The organism is Rhizobium sp. P40RR-XXII (assembly GCF_012641405.1).
GTDB lineage: Bacteria > Pseudomonadota > Alphaproteobacteria > Rhizobiales > Rhizobiaceae > Rhizobium.
The window spans coordinates 1-19,841 of the sequence record NZ_JABAII010000031.1 but is presented as its reverse complement, the minus strand read 5'-3'; the positions used below and the strand labels follow the sequence as shown (position 1 = coordinate 19,841).

Here is a 19,841-nt window from a genome sequence, read left to right as displayed (position 1 = left end):
TGACACGCTACATCATCATCGGTGCCGGCGCAGTCGGCGCGAGCCTTGCTGCTTCGTTTGCGAGTGAAAGCGCCGACATCAAACGAGCAAGAGCGAAATAGGCTGCTGAATTCTCAGCTCGTCCTTCGCCTTCAGCGTCCAGATATTTCTTGTCCATCTCAGCACTTAGAGATCAAAATCGAAATCTTGGGGCAGTTCACCGGCGACTAAATCCCGTCCACTCGTGCAAATGGCGCAGGTTCGTCAACCAGCGACGGGCAAGCGAATGGTCACCTCAAGCCCTCCATATTGGGATCGTTCGAAAGCGATCGTTCCGTTGTTGAGCGAGACGATTTCGCAGGCAATCGCTAGGCCGAGGCCGGTGCCAGGGCTTGTCTCGTCGAAGCGTCCGCCACGCCGTCCGATCGAACGAAGATCGGCCGATTGAATGCCCGGTCCATCGTCGGATATTCGCAGCTCGACGACTGTCGCGTCTTTCTTGGCCTGCACGCTAATCATTGAGTCTGCCCATTGCGCCGCATTCTCCAATATCACGCCGACAAGCTCGATCAGATCATTTGCGTCGATATCGACGTTTAGACCATCGATAATGTTGACTACCCAGTCGACTTGCTCGCTGGTACGCGTTTTCTTCAATACGGCGATCGCGCGCGGGACAATGTTGCTCAAGGACGCACTGAGAGCGTGCATCCGGATGCGCTGACGCAGCCGGACGAGACGCAACTGATAATCGATGCGACCGCGCATCTCGTTCGTCAGCTCAATGATCGTGGCAGCACTGCGCTTGTCACCGCCGTCTTCGAGTTCGTAAGCGATCGTACCAAGCACCGCGAGTGGCGTTTTCAGCCCGTGCGCAAGATCTGACGCACGCGCTCGTGCAAAGTCCATTGATTTCTGCTGCAGGGCCAGCAACGCGTTTACTTCGCTGACGACGGGAACCACTTCCAGGGGATAGGTGGCATCGATTGAAGACGCGGCGCCCTTGCGGATGCCTTCAATATCCTGACGCAGCTTCCTGAATGGCGACAGGCCGAACCGTACCTGCAGAATGGCAGCAAGGACTAGGACGACACCGAGGATCAGGAGCGCCACGGCCAATTCCCGCCCAAAACGGGTGATCGCCTCATCGAGGATTGACCGGTCCTGGGCTACGATGACCTGGAAACGGCGCTCGTTTTTGGCTTTCGCAAAGCGCGCCGTTAAGGAAAAGGCAAGCAATGATTGCCCCACAGGGCCTTGAACAGTGGAGAGCTGCCCGCCTTCGTTCGGCGTCTCGAGCTTGAGGACATGGTCCCAAAGCGAGCGTGAGCGGATCATCTGCTGCGTGCCCAGATCCGTGATCTGCCAATAGAGACCGCTGATTGGCGTATCGTAGCGTGGATCAGGCAAGGACCCCGTCAGCACTGGCGCCGTGTCGCGCGCGTCTGCATTGATCAAAGCGACAAGGCGCGACATCGTTGCCGACAGATCAGCGGAAGCGCCACGTTCGACGCTCTTCGTGAACAGGTAGCCGATAGCGACGCCGGCCAGCACCAGCGCCACGGCGATCCAGACGCCGGCTCCCAATATCAGTCGAACCCGTAAGGACCGAATTCTCAACGATCATTCCCACCGAGAATGTACCCAAAACCGCGGCGCGTCTCGATGATATCGGCGCCCAGTCGTTTCCGCAGACGGCCGATGAGCACTTCGACGGCGTTCGAACCGCCTTCGAAGTCCTGGGTATAAAGATGTTCGGCTATCTCAAGTTGCGAGACGACGCGGCCGCCCTGATGCGCCATGAAGGCGAGCAGCCGGTATTCCTGTGGTGTAAGTACGATCGGAACGCCCGCACGCGATAGCTGTCTCATCCGCGTGTCGAGGACAAGCTCGCCGATTTCGATCTGCGATGATGCAAAGCCACCTGCTCTTCGCACGATCGCGCGGATACGCGCCACGACTTCTTCCATCCGGAAAGGCTTTACCACGTAGTCGTCGGCGCCCGACTCAATTCCCTCCACCCGCTCGTCCCATTGCCCACGCGCGGTGAGAATCAACACGGGAACGTTGCGTCCGGCACGGCGCCATCGCTTGAGGATCGTCAAACCATCCAGCATCGGAAGGCCGAGATCGAGGATTACGGCATCGAATGTTTCGGTGTCTCCTCGGAACCAGGCATCTTCTCCGTCCCTGGCATATTCCGTGACGAAGCCGGCGCTCGATAGCGCCGTGCCAAGCGACTCGGCGATGCGGCGATCATCTTCCGCAACGAGTATCCGCATGTTTACCTCACTCTTATGAGTTTGCCTGTGCGGGCATTGAAAGAATAGCGCCGAACTTCGTTGTTGGTCTCGAGCACCTTCAACTCATACTGGAGAACACCCTTCACAGGGCGCAGCCGCGTGTCAATGATCTGTCCATCGGTCAGGTGTCGGGCGATTGCAACGATACCCTCCAGCGGAAGGGCCTGATCGGCTTGGACGGCTTTCAGAGCGCCATTCGGTCCGTCAAGTTCCGCGCCGGCATCGTTTCGCCCGGATTCTTCCCGACCAGACGGCTGGTCGTCCTCAGAATCATCTGAATCCGCATCTCCATCGCTCGCATCCGAGTTTGATGCTGTGGCACCGGTCCCTTGGTCTGAAGAGCCCTCCGATTCACCGGCATCTGCGATTTCGACGTAGCCGACATCCAGCGAGCCATTAACTGCTTCCTGTGCGTGCACCAGTACCGGTAGCTGCAATGCAAGAGCAACTGCCGTGAACCATGCGAAGGCTCTTGGGGACCGAAAAGGCACACATTTTCTCCTCAAGTCATCCGAGCCGCTCCAGCAAATAGCTTAGATGAGCGAAGCTGACAATTCACTGACAACGCCCTCACGGGATTTTCAGGCACTATGGAATATACCAATCGCTATTGAGGCAAAACAAGACGGACGGAAGCAAGGACACGGTGTCTGCGACCGCTGCCAACTTGTAGTGACCGCGCGCGAAGTTACGTCCCTTCGACGTTCGATCACAACCGTAGGAATGTGCCATGCAAACCATGTTTCGCTTTATGCCGGTTCTCATCTATCTAGGTGCGTTATTGACTATCGTTTTGTTGATGTTGATCATTCGATCGACGCACACATGTGGGCCATCTGGGATGTTCAGACACCCTCGAGCCTGCCATTCGTCACCATGCCAGAGCAAAGAGGCGGGACAGCAACCATCAATCCGCGCCTGCTCAATGGCTTCCTGACAACCCAGCAGGTGGACCGCCGTCCTCAAATTGGCGTTGATCCTGGTTTCCCAAACATATGTCTCTTCGACATTCGATAACTATCGTGAGAATGCAAAATGCAAATCCTGTTTCGCCTCGCGCCAGCCCTCATATATGTGGCTGCGTTACTTGCCGTCATTTTGTCGATATCGATCCTTCGACCGACACATGCAAGCGGACCTTTTGAGCTGCATTGTCAAAATGCGAAATACTCCGATTGCAGGCTCGTGAGCCGAGATTGAAACACGGACATGGAGAAGCCAGCTTGCCGCGATGGTTCATTCGTATCTGTTCGATAGCATCCATGTTGGTGATTTCGGTGCCCGGAGAATTGACAATTGCGCGCATCAAGCTGCGATAGCTCCCGGAAAGAATGTGCGTGCGGGCTAACTTAATAAATCTGCTGCCCGAAACCACTAAACACGCGGACTTCGTTTCCAAAGTCCAAGTCGCCCTGGAAGGCCGAGAGTATAGCAATGTCTGGCGGGGTATTGCGGCCAGACGCTACCCTCCACTCCACCTACGGGCTTGGAGCCATTTGTGAACTCTCAGTCGTCTTCTTCACCAAAAATCCGCTCCAAAAACACCGCGACAATTTCTCGGTCAGACGCTGGAATGAACTCCGCGCGCACGGGAATGCAAAATAAGGATTCTTTGAGATGTGCATAAACGCAATATTGAAAAAAATGATGTCAGGCAGTTTGATGCTTGCGATCTCTGGGCATGCAGCGAGTTCGATACCGATTGTCGCAACGGTCTTTGCTGCTCAAGTGACCTTCGCATCTCCCTCAGCTGCCGCTTCTCCGACCAAACGGAATGCTCAAGGGTTGCTGTCCGACATGCGTGTCTCGCTCGGCATGATCGCCCGGAGCTATAAGGACGCTTCCGGCACGCGGCACCGAAGCACTGCCAGTGTTCTCGAGGCTGTTACCTTCGCGGCACGTGCAACAGAGCGATTGGAGGGTGCGCTTGCGACCCCTAACGGCAAAGCGATCGCTGACGCTACAGGCGGCCTGTCAAAGGCGATAGGCGACCTGCAAACGCGATACGCTTTGACGGTCTCGCAAAACAAGCAGGCAGCGCAAGGCATGCGCTATCTGAATGCGGCATGGAAGAGTTACGCCTCCCGATATATTCTCTCAAAGCCGGCGAATGAAACCAGAGCTGTGAGCAAGGATGAAGTTCGAGTTCTGCGTAAAAGGGTGAGTCTTCTCGAAAAGCGCGTAGCGTCATTGGAGGATCAGGTTGCCAGCAATGCGGCACTTCGACGGGAGGTCGTACGACTGAGGCAGGACCTCGCCTATTACGATGACCGCCCTGACGATTACCGGACCTATCAGAGCATGCTGCTTACGCTCACAATAGTGTCTGGATCTTTCGATGCATTCGCCTATACCACACGAACTTACTATCCGACCTATCATGTTTACTTCGAGCCGATCCACCCGGAATTCGAAGTCTGGCATTCCTATTGGGATGGATACTATGATGGCTATTATGCGGGTCAAAATTTCGTATGGTATAACGAGCCAACCATTGTTGAAGGTCCACTGGTAGAAATAAATCAGATCGAAATCAGCCAGGATATTACCTACCAGACGATCTACAATATGACGAACGAGACGCGCATTGAATATGAAGCCCTGCCCGAGGAAAGCTTGGCCGATAGCAATATTCCCGCCACGCCAGATGATGCTATCTTTATGGTGCAGGAGTTGCCGCAACAAGAAAATGGTAGTGCCATATTGAATATGGATGAGGCTAGGCCGGCCACTGTCGAGCTGAATCACAATTCAGCTCAATCGAATGAGGCAATTGAGCCGTCGAATGATCAGGCACCGGATATGGATATGCCACAAAGACGCGAGGAATTTCTGGATAGTGCAGAGCAGCAGCATAAGGAAGACGAAGAGGAAGTCATCCCCAGCAATGATCGAGATGACGCGGCCGACCTATCGGGAGATAGGCTAGAGAAAGGGGACGTCTCATCACAGGAAAGTGACAGCTATTCTGATCAGCTCCGAAAAGCCGGCCAAGTTCCTCGGTAACAGATAGAGCCGGAGGTCGACGTGACGGGCTCCACAACATGCCCGGACGGTTCTGACAACTGCTGGTCCCGATGAACAGTGCCTTGCTGCCGGGCTTTGGCAATGAACTGCTCGGACGAGCACAAGCCTCAGGGATCGCATACCATCATCATGCCATGGTTTCTCAGCGCGTTCGCAACGCCATTTCGATGGAACCTGCATCATCGAGAGGTGTCACCATAGCGACTCTCGCCATTTCCGCAGTCATCTTCGCTCTCGCGTCGGTTTCGGCGCATGCAGGCTCCAGTACCTCGAGCACTGGAAATGCGAAAGAAAACGTCAAAGCCTTGAACAGTCCCACCTCAAAAACGGAAACCCAAAGGGACCCGTCGCTTTTGAAGAGGCAGAACTCGACGGCGAAGGGTAAGACGAAGTAGCGAAACAAATTATATCTACATGCCAATGTTGTTGCGCCTGGAAGAAAGGCGCAACATCTCAATAAAGATGCGCCGGGTCACCAAGGCGCAGATCGGCATGCGCGATCGCGAGAAAATTGCCTGCTTCGGTATATGGGCATTTTTCTTGGATATACCGAAAGCAATCGGGCAGTAGCTCGTTAGAAGCGCAGTTTCTGGCGATGGTGAAATCGAAATAGATAAAATCCAGTGGGCAGTCGGCTTCCCAGCAAGATTATTGGAGCGTGAGTGCTTAAGGCTCCAAGAGCTTTCGCCGATGGCTACGAAAACAGAGTGGTCTCATCGTCGTCGGCTGGGGTGGGCAAGTGCCACGCGCCGCCGATTCAAGATGCCGCCCAAATCGCTCTCAAGCAGATCGTCTTATTCAGGATAGTCGGTGCATCCGCCTGGAGCGTGCTGGTAATCCGAAGCCCGTCTTGCGGAGTCGGCCGCATGGTCGATTTTTGCACCAACTGTCAGTTCACTCTCCACACAATCTGGATATTGCGGTGCTCTACCTTTCTCCACAAGGCATTACTGAATGAGGAAGGGAAGATCTTGAAACACGACAACAACTCCCGCCCGGCCAGCAAACAAGCGGTTCCTGTACGGCAAACTCCCCATACTGGTTGCGAAGAATCTCAGCTTAGTTTCTCCTCCCAATTTAGGCGCCAGGATAATCTATCCACAATGGGCTTCATCATCCACCTGCTGCGTGTCAAACAGCGGCAGCAGCACGCCGAAAGGTTGTTGAGACTTCTTCCTTTTCCCACATCGATCTTGCCTGCTGTCGACGGTCGCCTACTCTTCAAGCGGGAGCGGCGAGGGTTCTATCAGCGACGCTTGCATCAGCCTTTCTATCCTTTCGAGCTTACCAATGCCGAAATTGGTTGCTTCCTTTCGCACCGAAAAGCATGGCAGACGATGGTCGATCAAAACATCGATATCGCTTTCGTCATGGAAGATGATATCGAGCTTGATAACGGCTTTTACAGGAGCCTCGCGCTGGCGCTCGCTCATATAGGTTCGGACGATCTTATACGGTTCCCAATGCGTAGAGGTCGTGAGAGCGGCCGCCAGATCGCCAAAACCGGCAACTTTGCCTTGATCGAACCCACCTGCCCAGGACTTGGAATGGGAGCGCAGCTGATCACGCGCGGCGCGGCGATCAAGTTGCTCAAGGCAACCGAGCAAGTGGATCGGCCGGTCGATGTGTTCTTGCAGATGTTTTGGTTGACGGGCGTCGTACCGAAGTCGATCAAGCCCCATGCCATTCACGAGATTTCCGGCGCATTGGGCGGGAGCACGCTCAAACGACGCAAGCCGCTTTTGCAAAAATGCATCCACGAGATCTTGCGTCCGCTTTATCGCGGTAGGATCAAACGGCTCGCTCGATTGGCCGGTAAACGTCGCATACCGTCCTCCAATGTTGCGGCAAGATAGCATGCCGATATCGATTTTGAGATACAGCCAGATCGCTGACCCCGCTGAGCAAGGCATCTACCTCCGCTATCGGACCGTTTCCCCGAGCAATTTTCGCATCCAGATGCGACGATTGAAGAGACTGGGATTTACCGGATTGTCCCTGCGTGATCTCCAGCCCTATTTGCGCGGAGAAAAGTCGGGCAGAGTCTTTGGCATCACTTTTGACAATGGCTTTCGGAGCGTTCACACGCATGCTCTACCAATCCTTCAAGAATTGCAATTTACAGCGACAAGCTACTTTGTCGCGAGCCAAGTTAGCGGATTCAATATTTGGGACTCGCCAGTTGGGGCTCCATACTCGCGATGCATGTCGAAAGAAGAGATACTGGAATGGATGCAAATGGGCCAGGAAGTCGGCGCCCATAGTCTTGATCATATCGCGCTGACGGAGGTCTCGACTACCGAGGCAAGACGGCAATCACCCTTGCTCGTTGTAAGCTCGAAGACATGTTGGGAACTTCGGTCGACAGCCTCTCCTATCCGTACGGCGCCGTGTCTGAACTGGTCAGATATATCGTTGAGCAGGCTAGCTATGTCAGCGCGACCACGACCTTTAGCGGGAGAATCTTACCGAAGGATGACATGCTGTGGCTACCACGACAGACGGTTCGCCAAGTGGATAGCTGGCTTAACGTCCTGGGCAAATGTGCGCTCCGTTAGATCCCGATGAAGTTATCTCATCTCTATACGGCAGGTAGTCGCGAGAGAACGATTTGCGTAGGGACGGTCACTCGTGCAAGGCCACAAATGCTTTCAAATCTTCTGAAATCCTATAGCAGGCTGAATGTGCCTGATGGAATTCGTCTCCATTTTATCGTCGTCGAGAACAATGAAACCGCTTCGTTAAGTCAAGCTATCGAGCATTTTCGAGCGCAAGTGCCAAACTCGACCGTTCAATACGAGCTCGAGACGCAGCTCGGGATCGCCTTCGCTCGCAATCGCGTCCTTGAGACTGCACTTGCGTTGGGTGGCGACATGCTGACCTTTGCCGACGATGACGAAATAGTCGCGGAAGACTGGCTTGAGCAACTGCTCGCCGCGCGAGACGCTCAAGACTTCGATATCGTCGCGTCACCGGTCAGGTTCACACCGCCGCCGGTCGACGCCTCCCCATGGAACAGGATGGTTTGGTCCGGAATGAACAGAATGAATCGCAACAGCGAAGCGAGGTCCATTCGTCTCCTCGACAGGGGCGAAGCCAAGCACATTAAGCTGGCAACCGGCAGCTGGATGGGAAAGCTTGAGTTCTTTCGCCGCACTGGCCTTCGTTTCGACAATGCGCTTGGCCTGGCAGGTGGCGAGGATTGGCAATTGTGGACCGATGCCTTGAAGCTCGGCGCTTATACGACGTGGACTCCCCATGCGATCGCTTACGAGACGGTTCCTGTCGAGCGCTTGACACTCCATTACCATTACAGGCGTTCCCGGGATCACAGCAGCATTTTGATTGAGAGACGAAAAAGCAATGGCTCGAAGACGGGATCGCTGCAAATGTTCGCTTCGATTTTAGGCCGAGTATGGACGCTATGCTACTGTATTCTCGCCGCTCCATTGACGGGGGGCAGGACATTGGTGCGCGCGGCAGCGTGCTTGGGAAGCATAGTTGGGTTGCTCCGGGGTCGTCTCGGGTTTGCATCGCCGCATTATCGGACGACCAACGGTTCTTAACTGCCGCAGTATGTCAGCTCATCGATGAGTAACTTCATACCTCCATCAAACGCGACCTTTTGGTCCACATGGTCTCGCTTATCGTTTCTTGTGGAAACAGCCAAATGCGCCGACATCCGAGAAGCCGGCACCGGTGTCTGCGAATGAACCGCGACTGAATGGTGCCTTCAGCTTCCGTTCCAACGAGGGCATCTAGAAGAAAGACGTTCAACCGCGGTCCTATCCGCCTGAGGAGATACAGTCATGATCCGCACGTCTTTCATTGCAACCGCACTCGTCGCTCTCGCTGGCCTCACCGCCGCAGCTCCCGCCATGGCCAACGATGTGCGTATCGAACAATATGGCTGGTCGAATTCTGCCGGTGGCGCGCAGGAAGGGTACGGAAACCGGATCAGAACCTACCAGAACGGCGGCTACAACCGGATTGTCGGCCATCAATATGGTCGTCATAACCTTTCGGCTGTCGGCCAGCAAGGCAATGACAACTATGGCGCCACCTATCAGAACGGCGACCGCAACGTGGCCGGCATCGGCCAGTTTGGCTCCAACCACACGACCATCCTTACCCAGGACGGCAATGGCAACATCGCGGCTGGGGTCCAGGTCGGTCATGGCTGCAGCGCCAATGTCAGCCAGGGCGGCAATGGCAATGTCGCGGCCTTCGTCCAGGCCTGCCCGTAAGCGGCCGCGCGATGACGCAAAATGAGGTTAAGATCGCAACAGCAGGCCATTAGGGAGATGATCCATGCCAAATAGCCTCAAACATCAACGCCGCCTGGTGGCGATTCTCGCGCTGGTCCTGCTTCCTGTCGGCGCGGTTGCGGCGGTGACGACTGCCAACCAATCCGACGAGGCGCAGCTTTGCGAAATCAAAGCAACGCCTGGGGCAGGTATGGTGAGACTGGATGCGCTCGTCCACGCCGACAAGCACGTCGGCGGGACCTACACCTTCCATGTCGAGAAATCAGGAGACGGCGGTAGCTCCACGATCAACCAGGGTGGCGATTTTGATGCAACGGCGGGACATGCGGCAACCCTCAGCTCCGTCTCGCTCGACGCCAAGGGAACCGGATACAAGGCGACACTCGATATCGTGATCGGAGATAAGCGTTTCAGCTGCACGAAGCAGATCGACGGCAACTGAACGGCCCCCACACTCTGTAGATCTCTTTAAAAGGGCGCCGGTTTCTGGCGCCCTTTTGCTTTCGATCAGGCCGCAACGACTGAACGGCAACTGAACGGGCAATTCCGAATGGGTTCAGCTTAAAGATGCGAAAGTTGATCATCGGCTAAGAAAGCCGGCAAATGGAGAGCAAGATGCCCCGCAACGTGTTTAAGATCCTTACCGTAACGCTTGTTGCCGCGAGCCTGGGGCAGGTCGCCTCGTCTGTGCCGGCCTATGCCGGCGGCCGGATCTCGTTCAACCTCGCGCCTGATAATGCCGAGGATGCGGGTCTTTTCTCAACCGGGCTGCGGGTCTATTCGCTCTATCGCGGCCTGAAGGACGCCGACATCCGGCAGCTGGGCCGGGGTAACGCGGCTGGTATCGCTCAGGCTGGCCGTGGCAACCTCGGCTTCATCCAGCAACGGGGCAACGGTCATTCCGCAACCTTGCGGCAGAACGGCAACAACAATGCCTATGGCATTTTCCAGTATGGGCGAAATACCGAAACCGACGTAGTGCAGGATGGGGATAACGGCAGTGGCGCTACCTTCAGCTATGGCTGGTAATGGAGCCCGGCGGAACCTCGTTCTTGCGATATCGCCGGTAGGTTTCCATCTTGTGCCTTCTTACATCGGCGGACATTTGCCGAATGATTGTCGAATTGACTATGATCCGAACCGTCCGGCCTCGGCTTGGTTCCCGAAGCCTTTGCCCGATCAGATCTGCGGCTACATGCCCGGTTGCTTCCGGGCGCAAATGCCCTAACTAGCGGTAGTCGACACCCTTCATTCGAGGTTGACATGACCGACGATGTCTTGCTGACGTTCAATGCCGGATCCTCGACCTTGAAAATCGGGATCTTCGAGCTGGCGGGCACGCAGGCGCGCAATGTCGGCCGCGGCAAGATCGACTTCGATCAAGCTCCGCTGATGCTTCGCTATTCCATCGGAGACGATAAATACGAGAGGTCGGTCAAGGGCGATAACGATGCAAACTTCGTCTCCGTCGTCGCCGAAACCCTGGACCATATGCTCGCTCACCTTCCAGGCAGGCTGCGCGCGGTCGCCCACCGCGTCGTCCATGGCGGCTTGACGTTTCGCGAGGCGACGCTGCTCGACGGTGCCGCGATCGGCCGGATCGAGAAACTCGTTCCCCTTGCTCCGCTGCATCAGCCGCAGGCGCTCCGTGTCATCCGGTCTATCGAAAAGCTTCGACCGGAGGTGCGGCAAGTCGCTTCGTTCGACACAGCCTTCCACTCGTCGCAATCAGACCTGGTCCGACGGCTGGCAATCCCGCGCGGCATGCATGATGAGGGCGTGCGCCGCTACGGCTTCCACGGCCTTTCCTACAAATACATCGCCTCGCAGCTTCGCAAGATCGATCCGGCAACCGCCGGGGGCAAGGTCATCGCATGCCATCTCGGCAGCGGCGCCAGCCTGTGCGCGATGGAAAACGGCATCAGCCGCGACACCAGCATGGGGTTTTCGGCCCTGGACGGAATCCCGATGGCGACACGTCCCGGCTGGCTCGACCCGGGCGCACTGCTCTATCTGATGAGGGACGGGATGTGGCAACCGGAACGGATCGAAGACTTTCTCTACCGTGAATGCGGCCTGCTTGGTGTTTCCGGCATCAGCGGCGACACGCGTGTTCTGCTCGAAGACGACAGCCCGGAAGCGGCTGAGGCCATAGAGCTGTTCTGCCTGCGCATATCGGGCGAAGTCGGCCGGCTGTGCGCGACGATCGGCGGGCTCGACGCTCTCGTCTTCACCGCCGGCATCGGCGAAAACCAGCCGCAGATCAGGACCCACGTCGCACGGAGGTTGCAATGGCTGGGTATCGAGATCGATGACGACGTGAACCGGCGCAATTCGACATCGATCAGCGCGGCCTCCAGCCGGGTAAAACTGTTCGTGATCCCGACCGACGAGGAACAGGTCATCGCCGACGAGGCCTTAGCCCTTATCGCGTGACGAAGACGAGGAGACGGAAATGACTGCAGTCACCACGCCGCTTTCGCCCGAAGAACTCTCTCTGATCGACCGCTACTGGCGGGCCGCCAACTATCTATCGGTCGGCCAGATCTATCTGATGGACAATCCGCTGCTGCGCGAGCCGCTGAGGCCCGAGCACATCAAGCCGAGGCTGCTCGGCCACTGGGGCACGACGCCCGGACTGAACTTCATCTATGCTCATCTGAACCGCATCATCAAGGCGCGCGATCTCGACATCATCTACATATGCGGACCGGGTCACGGCGGCCCCGGCATGGTCGCCAACACCTATCTCGAAGGCACCTATAGCGAGATTTATCCAGATATCGCCGAGACGACGGACGGGATGCGAAAGCTGTTCAAGCAATTTTCCTTCCCCGGCGGCATTCCGAGCCATGCGGCACCCGAGACACCGGGCTCCATCCACGAGGGCGGCGAGCTCGGCTATGCGCTCGTGCATGCCTTCGGCGCCGCTTTCGACAATCCCGACCTCGTCGTTGCCTGTGTTGTCGGCGATGGCGAAGCCGAAACCGGGCCGCTGGCGGCAAGCTGGCATTCCAACAAATTCCTCAATCCGGCGCGGGATGGCGCAGTGCTGCCCATCCTTCATCTCAACGGCTACAAGATCGCCAATCCGACGGTCCTCGGCCGGGCAAGCGATGATGATCTCAGAAACCTGTTCTCCGGCTATGGCTACGAGCCGTTTTTCGTCGAGGGGCACGAGCCGGCTGCCATGCATCAGGCGATGGCCGCCACATTCGATCAGGCGTTCGATCGCATCCGCGGCGTACAGAGGAACGCACGCGAAAAAGCATCCTCGGAAGGGATGCCGCGCTGGCCGATGATCGTCCTGCGCAGCCCGAAGGGCTGGACGGGACCAAAGGAGGTCGACGGCAAGAAGGTCGAAGGCTTCTGGCGGGCGCATCAGGTGCCCGTCGCCAATTGCCGCGGCGACGAGGGCCATCGCAAGATCCTGGAAGACTGGATGCGCAGCTACGATCCGGACGACCTCTTCGACCGCGATGGGCGGCTGAAGACCGAGTTGCAGACGCAGGCACCACAAGGTGAAAGACGTATGGGCGCCAACCCTCACGCCAATGGCGGCCTGCTCCGCAAGGAACTTCTGGCTCCCTCCATCGAGGATTACGCTGTCGAGATCGGCGAGCGCGGCAGCAAGCAGGTGCAATCGACGGAGATACTCGGCCACTACCTGCGCGACATGCTGAAGCTCAATGATGTCAAGCAGAATTTTCGCATCTTCGGGCCTGACGAGACGGAATCGAACCGCCTCGGCAGCGTCTTCGAAGCCACCGATCGCGTCTGGATGGAGCCGATCGAAGATTATGACGTCCATCTCGCCCCGGATGGCCGGGTGATGGAGGTTCTGAGCGAACATCTCTGCCAGGGCTGGCTGGAAGGATATCTGCTGACCGGCCGGCACGGGCTCTTCTCGTGCTACGAGGCCTTCATCCATATCGTCGATTCCATGTTCAACCAGCATGCCAAGTGGCTGAAGGTCTCGCGCGAACTGCCATGGCGCAAGCCGATCTCGTCGCTGAACTACCTGTTGACGTCGCATGTCTGGCGCCAGGATCACAACGGCTTTTCCCATCAGGATCCCGGCTTCGTCGATCTCGTCGCCAACAAGAAAGCGGACATTGTACGCATCTATCTGCCGCCGGATGCCAATACGCTGCTATGGGTCGGCGATCATTGCCTGCGGACATACGACCGGATCAACGTCATCGTCGCCGGCAAGCAGCCGGAATCCCAGTGGCTGAGCATGGACGAGGCGATCGCCCATTGTAAGGCCGGCGTCGGCATCTGGGATTGGGCAAGCTACGAGAACGATACCATCGCTCCCGACCTGGTCATGGCCTGTGCCGGCGATGTCCCGACCATGGAGACGCTTGCCGCCGTCATGCTGTTGCATGCGGCGATCCCGGACTTGAAAATCCGCACGGTCAACGTGGTCGATCTTCTGGCCCTGCAGGATCCGGAGCAGCATCCGCACGGCCTCGAGCATCAGGCATTCGACCGGATCTTCACCACGGACAAACCTGTCATTTTCGCCTATCACGGCTATTCCTATCTGATCCACCGGCTGACCTACCGACGAACCAATCACGAAAACATCCATGTGCGCGGGTTCATTGAGGAAGGCACGACGACCACGCCCTTCGACATGACCGTGCTGAACGAGCTGGATCGCTATCATCTTGCTCTTGAAGCAATCAGCCGCGTACCGGGTCTGGCCGAAAAAGTTCCGGAGGTCGTGGAAGACCTGAAGGCAAAGCTCGTCGAGCACCACGACTATGTCCGGCGTCATGGCGAGGACATGCCGGAAGTTCGGGACTGGCGATGGAAACGATAGGGCTGAAACGGGTCAGCGTTTCAGGCCATCACCGGACCGTCAGGACTTGGCCGCGTGCTCCGGTTTTCCCTTTCGCTTGGTCGATGCCATGTCGCGAAGTTCCTTTTCGCTCATGGAGTCGACCATGCTCTTCGATGCACCCTTCAGCTCGCTCTTTTTCCTCTCGCCGCGTTTGGCGGCGAGCGCCGCACCGGCTGCCATTTGTTGCGATTTCGACTTTGCGGGCATGATGAGCCCTCCTTCGACTTGTTTTCGATCTCGTTTGCCTAACCGGCGAAGCGCACCAGCAGGATGACCAGCACCACCGCGGCGAGGCCGCCGATGAATATGACGCGCTGCCAACGCCGTTTCAGGATGATCTCGCCCTGGCGAACATCCTCGGCCGCGAAGGTGCGCGGTTCGTCCTTGTCCGAATCGCCTTGATCTTTTCCGCTCATCGCAACCATCCAGCGGGCGCCTGATTTCGGCGGCCATTCATCTCGTACCGGGTGCGGCCGGCGCTGAAACGCCGGTCGCGCTGGCCGGCAGAGCGTGGCCTATGATTGATAGGTGCCGATGAGGCTTGCCTCTGCCAGCGTATGTTTCTTCACCTTCTGCCACATTGCCTCCGCCCCGACGGCATCCGGAAGCGTCACCCTCGGCACGTCAAGGGCGGCGAGCCGAAAAATATAGCGATGAGGGGGGTCGCCGCGCGGCGGCCGCGGACCATCATAGCGGGCATTGCCGAAATCGTTCCTGTAAAAGCGCAGCGCCTGCTCCTGCATCGTATCGACGCTTTCGGCCAGCCCGGTCCAGTCCGCCGGAATGTTGGCGATGCCGCAATGGCAAAACGTGCCGCTTGGCGCATCCGGATCCTCGACGATCAGGGCAAAGCTCTGGGTTTTATCGGGAGCGCCGCCCCAGGAGAGCGGAGGGAATAAATTCTCGCCTTCCAGCGCGTATTTGGTCGGCATAGGCTCGTCTTCAGCAAAGGCCTTGCTGATCAACGTCAAAGCCATCAGGTGCTCCTTTCTGTTGTGAATTCATGCGATTGTGAAGTTCTGAACATAAGGTGCAACCCATCAGCACCATTATTGTTCCCCGTGCGGAACATTCATGCTCAATCGCGGTTCGGTGCATCCAAAAATGGAGGAGAAAGAATGACGGATGAACGGTTCGAATGGATCAGCAAGCGGGCTTACGCCATCTGGGAGGCCACGGGGCGCCCCTGGGGATGCAGCCACCTCCACTGGGAACAAGCGGCCGCGGAGCGTGAGATTATGGAGCGAACACGAGCATCCACCGATGGTGAAGACGTGCTAATAAGGCTTCGGCGGAAAGTTGCAACGCTCGAAGCCGAGAATGATGCCTCTCCGAAGGACCGTAACGTCGGATAGTTTCTATATGCAAGGAATTCTCGCAGAGACAATTTCCGGGCGTGCATCCGCCCGGCTGGTTTTGGTTGGCCGGATGCAAAGCGCATCATGGCTGCTTCGCACATTTCTCTCCTAATTCTGAGTTCCGTCACGGCTCGGCTGGGCCTGCGTGCTCTTGGTGCCCTGCTGATTGCTTTCCGACCGGTCGGTTGGCGCGGGCTGGGCCGCTTGTCCGGCAGGCGGAGTATTGTTGATCGTGCCGCCCTACGGCTGCCCGCCGGAGGAGCTTATCGTCGGTGCCGCGTTCTCCGATTTATTCGGCTCGATGTAATGGCCCCATAGTTCAACGCCAGCCCACACGATTGCAGCCAGCACCAGCGCAGTGACCAACATGGCGAAAAGATGCACGCCGCGCACGCCCTGACGGGCCTCGGTCGCGGATAGCGGCTTCTTTGGTTCCTCAGATGCCATTGTAAGCCTCCGTTCATTGCAAATGCCATAGCGGCCTAACCTCAGCGCTGCGAGATGGTTCCATCCCGCGACGCCGCATCCAGCCGGCATCGGCGGGAACAATGCGCATAGCCGGACGTTACCCTTATGAGGCTGCAGATCGTGCCAAGCGGACGCGATGGTGCTGAAGAATATGGAGATTTTTCCGCTTTCTCTCCATAGCCAACGAAACGGCAGGCGAGCTTCCCACCCATCCGATCCGCAGCCTTCCCGGCATCTGGCTTCCCGGCTATGGGAGATCGATGGACCTCAAGTCGGCTGGCTCCGATCGCGATGGACGACGACCCCAATCGGAAACGTTTTTCGCCACGAGAACTCCATACGGTCATCGAGGTGAACAATGGCAAAGAAAATCACCAACGCAGTGTCGCCGACGGCTACATCATCGACTTCGGCACGATCGTTTCAACGCAGGTTCGATTGGCCGCGCCATTTGAACAGCTGGACCCTGCCCAAATGCCGCCGCCTCCTGCTGACGGCGGCAATAGCGGTTGCCGTTTCCTCGACTTTCGCATTTGCACAACAAACGCCGAACGACGACCGATGCCAGGCTGCGGACACCAATCGACAGACCGAAAACAAGCAGACAGGCGACGCGCAGGCAACTCCGGCACCGGACAGCAATCCAAGTCAGAAGCTGGCGGACTGCGGCGGCGTTCTCAAGCCGCCGGCCGTCGGCGATAGTCAAATGGAAAAGCCTGCACCAAAGGTCGGCAATACCCTTGTCATCAAGCCGGGTGATCCGCAAAATGGCCAGCAGAACAGTCAACAGCCCAGCAAATGAGGCTGCATCCTTACGGCTTCGGCTCCGGCTGTTCGATCGGCCCACTGGTCACGGTCGAATCCCGGCTGTTGCCGGCGGTAAATGGCTTGATGACGAGAATGGCCAATACCGATGCGATCATCAGGCCGAAGACAACAATCAACAACATACGCATCTCGACGTTTCCATCTATCGCGCCTTGCGAACGGCAAGGTTGCTGTCGTGGCCGACGATGCCGGCCGCCTGCCGGGAGATCGCTTCCGCGCGCTGCTTGGCTTCGTGATTTTCGACGGATCCCTCAATGATGACGCGACCGCGGCTTACGGTTACGAAAATACCCGCCGCATCGAGCAGCCCATCCGCTTTCAATCTGCCTAAGATTTCCGCGCGAATTTCGGCATCGGCCCTTTCCTGTTTCTGTGCCGAAGACGCGCCTTCCTCCGTCACCAAATCGTCGAGCGGCTGCGATCGGGAGCCGGACTGCACATCGGAGATCCTGAAGAAAATTTCATCGACCTCCTGTTTGCGGCGCCGATCGCATTCGGCCGAATCCTCGCAGCGCGCATCGTCCGTACCCGGCTGCGGCGGGATATCCTGCGCCGCCGATGCTCCTATCGCGGGACCTGGCGTGACGTCTCCGGAGCCGCCGGCCGCCTGATCGAGCGCCTGCAGGGTGCGAATATCGGCGCGATCCGGCGGATCCCTCGCCGTTTTCCTATTCTTGATCTCGGTCATCGTTTTCTCCCATGTTTGATAGGGAAAAACCTTTGTCGTCGGGGAATGTTCCGATCTTGATGTCGATGGTCACGTACCTGTCGTCAGCATCTCGAAGGATACGATCTTGTGATACTCCTGGAGAGAGGTGAGCAGTTGCGCGCCGCCGGCATCCAATCCCGCCTGCCTCCATCGCACCTCATAGGAAATATGCGCGGTGGCCTCCATCGGCCCCATCGTCTTGGCAAGAAAGGCAAAGGCATATCCGCGCGGCTCGAGCGCCGTTTGCATGTCGGTGACCGCAACACCGGCGTCGCGCGGAAGCTCGATCACGAACCGCGCCTTTTGCCGGCGCGGTATCCGCTTGTCGAACCATTTGAGGGGCGATAGCACGATAAAGGCGATGACGGCGCCGGCCAAACCGACGACCAATTGTCCGCCGCCAATGCATAGGCCGATCGCTGTCATGATCCACAGGGTCGCCGCCGTCGTCACGCCGGTCACCAGATCCCCGCGCTTGAGAATGGCGCCGCCGCCGATGAAGCCGACTCCGGTCAGCACACCGAGAGGAAAGCGCAGCACATCCATGGAAGCGAATGACTGCGGTGTCTTACCCAATGTCGACAGCAGGAGATTGGCCTGGATCATCGTCAGGCAGGCCGCCAATCCCACCAGGATCGTCGTGCGAAATCCAGCGGCATGACCGCCAACCTCGCGGTTGATGCCGACCAAGGCACCGGCAGCCGTCACCAATGCGAGCCGAACGAGGATATCGAGCCAGCTGGGATCGAGGGGCATATCATCCATCAGATTTAGCACGGCATTCTCCGGCGGAAGACTCGCTGGGACAGTTTCTCTCACGTGAGAACCGCGCTGCTGGCTTTTCGTTCCGCGGTACCGCTCATCGGAAGACGGCGAATGCCAATCGCCAACGTTTAACAGTGCGGGATCGTAAGAACGATCGTCGTGCCTCCGCCCTTGCGGCTGTCGATCGTGGCGTGGCCGCCATGCGCCTCGGCTATGGCCTTGACGACGGCAAGACCAAGGCCGGATCCCCCACCCCGTCTCGTCCTGGCGTCGTCCGCCCTCCAGAAACGCTCGAATGCCCGCTCGCTCTCAGCGGTCGTCATGCCCGGTCCGTTGTCCGAGATCATGATGACGCACAGGTTCTCAACCGTTTGCGAGGCCAGGCGCAATTGCGACCTGGGAGCGTAGCGCGCGACGTTGTCGAGGAGTGCAAGCACGGCCTGGCGGATGCGCGCCCGATCAGCCTTCACCACGATGCTCCGCAAATCGGCATCGATTTCGATGCCTGCGCTGGCGAGCGTCGGCGAAACGGAGTCGAGGATATAGCCTATTTCCTCCGCGACATCGAAACGCGACTGCTGCAGTTCCATGCGCCCGGCATTCATCAGCGAAAGCGTCCTCAGATCGTCGACGATACGGGTCAAGGCATCGATATGTCCGATCAGTCCGCGAAACACCTCCTGGCTAGGCTCAAATAGGCCATCTGCCAGCCCCTGCACGCGGCCTCGCAGGATCGTCAAAGGCGTGCGCAGCTCATGCGCGATGGCCGAATTCGAATATTGCAGCTCCTTTTCCGCCTTCTGCAGCTGCTCCGCCATGCGATTGAAGTCGTTGATCAGCCGATCCGTCTCGCCGAAACTACCTTCGCCGGTCGCACGGCCGGCAAAGTCTCCGTCCGCGATGAGGCGGGCCGCCTCCGTCACCGCCGTCAAGGGCTTTACGAGGCGGCTGGCAAGCCGCCATCCAACATAGGCGCCGACCGCCTGACCGATCGCCACATTGATGCCTAGGACGACGAAATCGCTCATTGCCCAGTCGTCGGAATATCCGGAATTATTGAAAAGCCAGTCGTAGAGCCAGCCATAAATCAGGAATCCGAAGAACATGACCGACAGGGCGACGAAGGCGACGATCGTCGTCGACCAGATGATCTGCCGATTGAGGCTGTTGCTAACCGAAATCGCCAAGGCGGTATCCTACTCCCCTGACGCCGTTGAGGAGATCGCCGACGCCGGCGGCATCCAACTTCTTGCGCAGCTTGCTCATATGGCTGTCGACGGTTCG

24 protein-coding genes and 1 pseudogene are annotated in these 19,841 nt (G+C 57.7%); 12 read left to right on the top strand and 13 right to left on the bottom strand.

Features of this window, described 5'->3' with window-relative positions:
- Positions 1 to 7: 7 nt before the first annotated feature.
- The 4 genes from HGP16_RS32520 to HGP16_RS32505 form a co-directional block, all read right to left on the bottom strand.
- Complete coding sequence (locus HGP16_RS32520) at positions 8 to 157, bottom strand: hypothetical protein (RefSeq protein ID WP_168844058.1); 150 nt, start codon at positions 155 to 157, stop codon at positions 8 to 10.
- A gap of 86 nt (positions 158 to 243) precedes the next feature.
- Positions 244 to 1,599 carry a sensor histidine kinase KdpD gene (locus HGP16_RS32515; protein ID WP_168844057.1) on the bottom strand — a complete coding sequence of 452 codons (1,356 nt, stop codon included), beginning with the start codon at positions 1,597 to 1,599 and terminating at the stop codon, positions 244 to 246.
- A complete protein-coding gene (locus HGP16_RS32510) occupies positions 1,596 to 2,261 on the bottom strand; it encodes a response regulator transcription factor (protein WP_168844056.1) in 666 nt (221 codons plus the stop codon). Before HGP16_RS32510 ends, HGP16_RS32515 begins: the two co-directional genes overlap by 4 nt.
- 2 nt (positions 2,262 to 2,263) lie before the next feature.
- Complete coding sequence (locus HGP16_RS32505) at positions 2,264 to 2,773, bottom strand: PepSY domain-containing protein (protein WP_168844055.1); 510 nt, start codon at positions 2,771 to 2,773, stop codon at positions 2,264 to 2,266.
- A gap of 46 nt (positions 2,774 to 2,819) precedes the next feature.
- Between HGP16_RS32505 and HGP16_RS32500 the strand changes: the two genes are divergently transcribed.
- The 10 genes and pseudogenes from HGP16_RS32500 to HGP16_RS32455 all read left to right on the top strand — a co-directional run bounded on the left by HGP16_RS32500 (position 2,820) and on the right by HGP16_RS32455 (position 14,408).
- Complete coding sequence (locus HGP16_RS32500; RefSeq protein WP_168844054.1) at positions 2,820 to 3,299, top strand: hypothetical protein; 480 nt, start codon at positions 2,820 to 2,822, stop codon at positions 3,297 to 3,299.
- 600 nt (positions 3,300 to 3,899) lie between these two features.
- The gene (locus HGP16_RS32495; RefSeq protein WP_168844053.1) at positions 3,900 to 5,288 is read left to right on the top strand and encodes a hypothetical protein; all 1,389 of its coding nucleotides are present in this window, start codon (positions 3,900 to 3,902) and stop codon (positions 5,286 to 5,288) included.
- A gap of 1,124 nt (positions 5,289 to 6,412) precedes the next feature.
- Positions 6,413 to 7,165, top strand: a complete 753-nt coding sequence (locus tag HGP16_RS32490; RefSeq protein WP_246703641.1) for a glycosyltransferase family 25 protein — start codon at positions 6,413 to 6,415, stop codon at positions 7,163 to 7,165.
- A gap of 1 nt (position 7,166) precedes the next feature.
- A pseudogene (locus HGP16_RS34875) lies at positions 7,167 to 7,867 on the top strand (polysaccharide deacetylase family protein).
- Between the two features lie 6 nt (positions 7,868 to 7,873).
- On the top strand, positions 7,874 to 8,875 hold the full coding sequence (locus tag HGP16_RS32480) for a glycosyltransferase (protein WP_168844051.1): 1,002 nt from the start codon (positions 7,874 to 7,876) through the stop codon (positions 8,873 to 8,875).
- A 243-nt stretch (positions 8,876 to 9,118) separates the two neighbouring features.
- Positions 9,119 to 9,556, top strand: a complete 438-nt coding sequence (locus HGP16_RS32475) for a curlin (RefSeq protein WP_168844050.1) — start codon at positions 9,119 to 9,121, stop codon at positions 9,554 to 9,556.
- A 64-nt stretch (positions 9,557 to 9,620) separates the two neighbouring features.
- Positions 9,621 to 10,019 carry a curli-like amyloid fiber formation chaperone CsgH gene (gene csgH / locus HGP16_RS32470; protein ID WP_168844049.1) on the top strand — a complete coding sequence of 133 codons (399 nt, stop codon included), beginning with the start codon at positions 9,621 to 9,623 and terminating at the stop codon, positions 10,017 to 10,019.
- 173 nt (positions 10,020 to 10,192) lie between these two features.
- Positions 10,193 to 10,606: a curlin gene (locus HGP16_RS32465; RefSeq protein WP_168844048.1), complete on the top strand. Its 414-nt coding sequence runs from the start codon at positions 10,193 to 10,195 to the stop codon at positions 10,604 to 10,606.
- A gap of 234 nt (positions 10,607 to 10,840) precedes the next feature.
- The gene (locus HGP16_RS32460) at positions 10,841 to 12,013 is read left to right on the top strand and encodes an acetate/propionate family kinase (protein WP_168844047.1); all 1,173 of its coding nucleotides are present in this window, start codon (positions 10,841 to 10,843) and stop codon (positions 12,011 to 12,013) included.
- 19 nt (positions 12,014 to 12,032) lie between these two features.
- On the top strand, positions 12,033 to 14,408 hold the full coding sequence (locus tag HGP16_RS32455) for a phosphoketolase (protein ID WP_168844046.1): 2,376 nt from the start codon (positions 12,033 to 12,035) through the stop codon (positions 14,406 to 14,408).
- A 39-nt stretch (positions 14,409 to 14,447) separates the two neighbouring features.
- Here the strand turns inward: HGP16_RS32455 and HGP16_RS32450 are convergent, their stop codons facing one another.
- The 3 genes from HGP16_RS32450 to HGP16_RS32440 form a co-directional block, all read right to left on the bottom strand.
- A complete protein-coding gene (locus tag HGP16_RS32450; protein WP_149635360.1) occupies positions 14,448 to 14,636 on the bottom strand; it encodes a DUF3008 family protein in 189 nt (62 codons plus the stop codon).
- Positions 14,637 to 14,674: 38 nt separating this feature from the next.
- Entirely contained in the window at positions 14,675 to 14,845 is a 171-nt protein-coding gene (locus HGP16_RS32445; RefSeq protein ID WP_168844045.1) for a hypothetical protein, read from the bottom strand.
- Positions 14,846 to 14,944: 99 nt separating this feature from the next.
- Positions 14,945 to 15,406: a YbhB/YbcL family Raf kinase inhibitor-like protein gene (locus tag HGP16_RS32440; protein WP_168844044.1), complete on the bottom strand. Its 462-nt coding sequence runs from the start codon at positions 15,404 to 15,406 to the stop codon at positions 14,945 to 14,947.
- A gap of 141 nt (positions 15,407 to 15,547) precedes the next feature.
- On the opposite strand from HGP16_RS32440, the gene HGP16_RS32435 reads away from it, so the two are divergent.
- Entirely contained in the window at positions 15,548 to 15,784 is a 237-nt protein-coding gene (locus HGP16_RS32435) for a DUF2934 domain-containing protein (protein ID WP_168844043.1), read from the top strand.
- 243 nt (positions 15,785 to 16,027) lie between these two features.
- On the opposite strand, the gene HGP16_RS32430 is transcribed toward HGP16_RS32435, so the two are convergent.
- Positions 16,028 to 16,234 carry a hypothetical protein gene (locus tag HGP16_RS32430; RefSeq protein ID WP_168844042.1) on the bottom strand — a complete coding sequence of 69 codons (207 nt, stop codon included), beginning with the start codon at positions 16,232 to 16,234 and terminating at the stop codon, positions 16,028 to 16,030.
- A gap of 379 nt (positions 16,235 to 16,613) precedes the next feature.
- Between HGP16_RS32430 and HGP16_RS32425 the strand changes: the two genes are divergently transcribed.
- Positions 16,614 to 17,057 carry a hypothetical protein gene (locus HGP16_RS32425; RefSeq protein ID WP_168844041.1) on the top strand — a complete coding sequence of 148 codons (444 nt, stop codon included), beginning with the start codon at positions 16,614 to 16,616 and terminating at the stop codon, positions 17,055 to 17,057.
- Between the two features lie 10 nt (positions 17,058 to 17,067).
- Here HGP16_RS32425 and HGP16_RS32420 read toward each other — a convergent pair whose 3' ends face one another.
- The 5 genes from HGP16_RS32420 to HGP16_RS32400 all read right to left on the bottom strand — a co-directional run.
- The gene (locus tag HGP16_RS32420; RefSeq protein WP_168844040.1) at positions 17,068 to 17,211 is read right to left on the bottom strand and encodes a hypothetical protein; all 144 of its coding nucleotides are present in this window, start codon (positions 17,209 to 17,211) and stop codon (positions 17,068 to 17,070) included.
- Between the two features lie 14 nt (positions 17,212 to 17,225).
- Entirely contained in the window at positions 17,226 to 17,771 is a 546-nt protein-coding gene (locus HGP16_RS32415) for a BON domain-containing protein (RefSeq protein ID WP_168844039.1), read from the bottom strand.
- 69 nt (positions 17,772 to 17,840) lie between these two features.
- Positions 17,841 to 18,557, bottom strand: a complete 717-nt coding sequence (locus HGP16_RS32410; protein WP_168844075.1) for an MgtC/SapB family protein — start codon at positions 18,555 to 18,557, stop codon at positions 17,841 to 17,843.
- Between the two features lie 128 nt (positions 18,558 to 18,685).
- On the bottom strand, positions 18,686 to 19,744 hold the full coding sequence (locus HGP16_RS32405; protein WP_168844038.1) for a sensor histidine kinase: 1,059 nt from the start codon (positions 19,742 to 19,744) through the stop codon (positions 18,686 to 18,688).
- Positions 19,728 to 19,841 (bottom strand): winged helix-turn-helix domain-containing protein (locus HGP16_RS32400; RefSeq protein ID WP_205926486.1); only part of this gene is annotated, 114 nt, incomplete at its 5' end. The genes HGP16_RS32405 and HGP16_RS32400, both read right to left, overlap by 17 nt.

What these genes read in the sequence shown, in the direction of transcription:
- HGP16_RS32520 (WP_168844058.1), bottom strand. Translation starts at nt 157, where the DNA reads ATGGACAAGAAATATCTGGACGCTGAAGGCGAAGGACGAGCTGAGAAT.
- HGP16_RS32510 (WP_168844056.1), bottom strand. Translation starts at nt 2,261, where the DNA reads ATGCGGATACTCGTTGCGGAAGATGATCGCCGCATCGCCGAGTCGCTT.
- HGP16_RS32500 (WP_168844054.1), top strand. Translation starts at nt 2,820, where the DNA reads ATGAGCGAAGCTGACAATTCACTGACAACGCCCTCACGGGATTTTCAG.
- HGP16_RS32495 (WP_168844053.1), top strand. Translation starts at nt 3,900, where the DNA reads ATGTGCATAAACGCAATATTGAAAAAAATGATGTCAGGCAGTTTGATG.
- HGP16_RS32490 (WP_246703641.1), top strand. Translation starts at nt 6,413, where the DNA reads ATGGGCTTCATCATCCACCTGCTGCGTGTCAAACAGCGGCAGCAGCAC.
- HGP16_RS32480 (WP_168844051.1), top strand. Translation starts at nt 7,874, where the DNA reads ATGAAGTTATCTCATCTCTATACGGCAGGTAGTCGCGAGAGAACGATT.
- HGP16_RS32475 (WP_168844050.1), top strand. Translation starts at nt 9,119, where the DNA reads ATGATCCGCACGTCTTTCATTGCAACCGCACTCGTCGCTCTCGCTGGC.
- csgH (WP_168844049.1), top strand. Translation starts at nt 9,621, where the DNA reads ATGCCAAATAGCCTCAAACATCAACGCCGCCTGGTGGCGATTCTCGCG.
- HGP16_RS32465 (WP_168844048.1), top strand. Translation starts at nt 10,193, where the DNA reads ATGCCCCGCAACGTGTTTAAGATCCTTACCGTAACGCTTGTTGCCGCG.
- HGP16_RS32460 (WP_168844047.1), top strand. Translation starts at nt 10,841, where the DNA reads ATGACCGACGATGTCTTGCTGACGTTCAATGCCGGATCCTCGACCTTG.
- HGP16_RS32455 (WP_168844046.1), top strand. Translation starts at nt 12,033, where the DNA reads ATGACTGCAGTCACCACGCCGCTTTCGCCCGAAGAACTCTCTCTGATC.
- HGP16_RS32450 (WP_149635360.1), bottom strand. Translation starts at nt 14,636, where the DNA reads ATGCCCGCAAAGTCGAAATCGCAACAAATGGCAGCCGGTGCGGCGCTC.
- HGP16_RS32445 (WP_168844045.1), bottom strand. Translation starts at nt 14,845, where the DNA reads ATGAGCGGAAAAGATCAAGGCGATTCGGACAAGGACGAACCGCGCACC.
- HGP16_RS32440 (WP_168844044.1), bottom strand. Translation starts at nt 15,406, where the DNA reads ATGGCTTTGACGTTGATCAGCAAGGCCTTTGCTGAAGACGAGCCTATG.
- HGP16_RS32435 (WP_168844043.1), top strand. Translation starts at nt 15,548, where the DNA reads ATGACGGATGAACGGTTCGAATGGATCAGCAAGCGGGCTTACGCCATC.
- HGP16_RS32430 (WP_168844042.1), bottom strand. Translation starts at nt 16,234, where the DNA reads ATGGCATCTGAGGAACCAAAGAAGCCGCTATCCGCGACCGAGGCCCGT.
- HGP16_RS32425 (WP_168844041.1), top strand. Translation starts at nt 16,614, where the DNA reads ATGGCAAAGAAAATCACCAACGCAGTGTCGCCGACGGCTACATCATCG.
- HGP16_RS32420 (WP_168844040.1), bottom strand. Translation starts at nt 17,211, where the DNA reads ATGCGTATGTTGTTGATTGTTGTCTTCGGCCTGATGATCGCATCGGTA.
- HGP16_RS32415 (WP_168844039.1), bottom strand. Translation starts at nt 17,771, where the DNA reads ATGACCGAGATCAAGAATAGGAAAACGGCGAGGGATCCGCCGGATCGC.
- HGP16_RS32410 (WP_168844075.1), bottom strand. Translation starts at nt 18,557, where the DNA reads ATGGATGATATGCCCCTCGATCCCAGCTGGCTCGATATCCTCGTTCGG.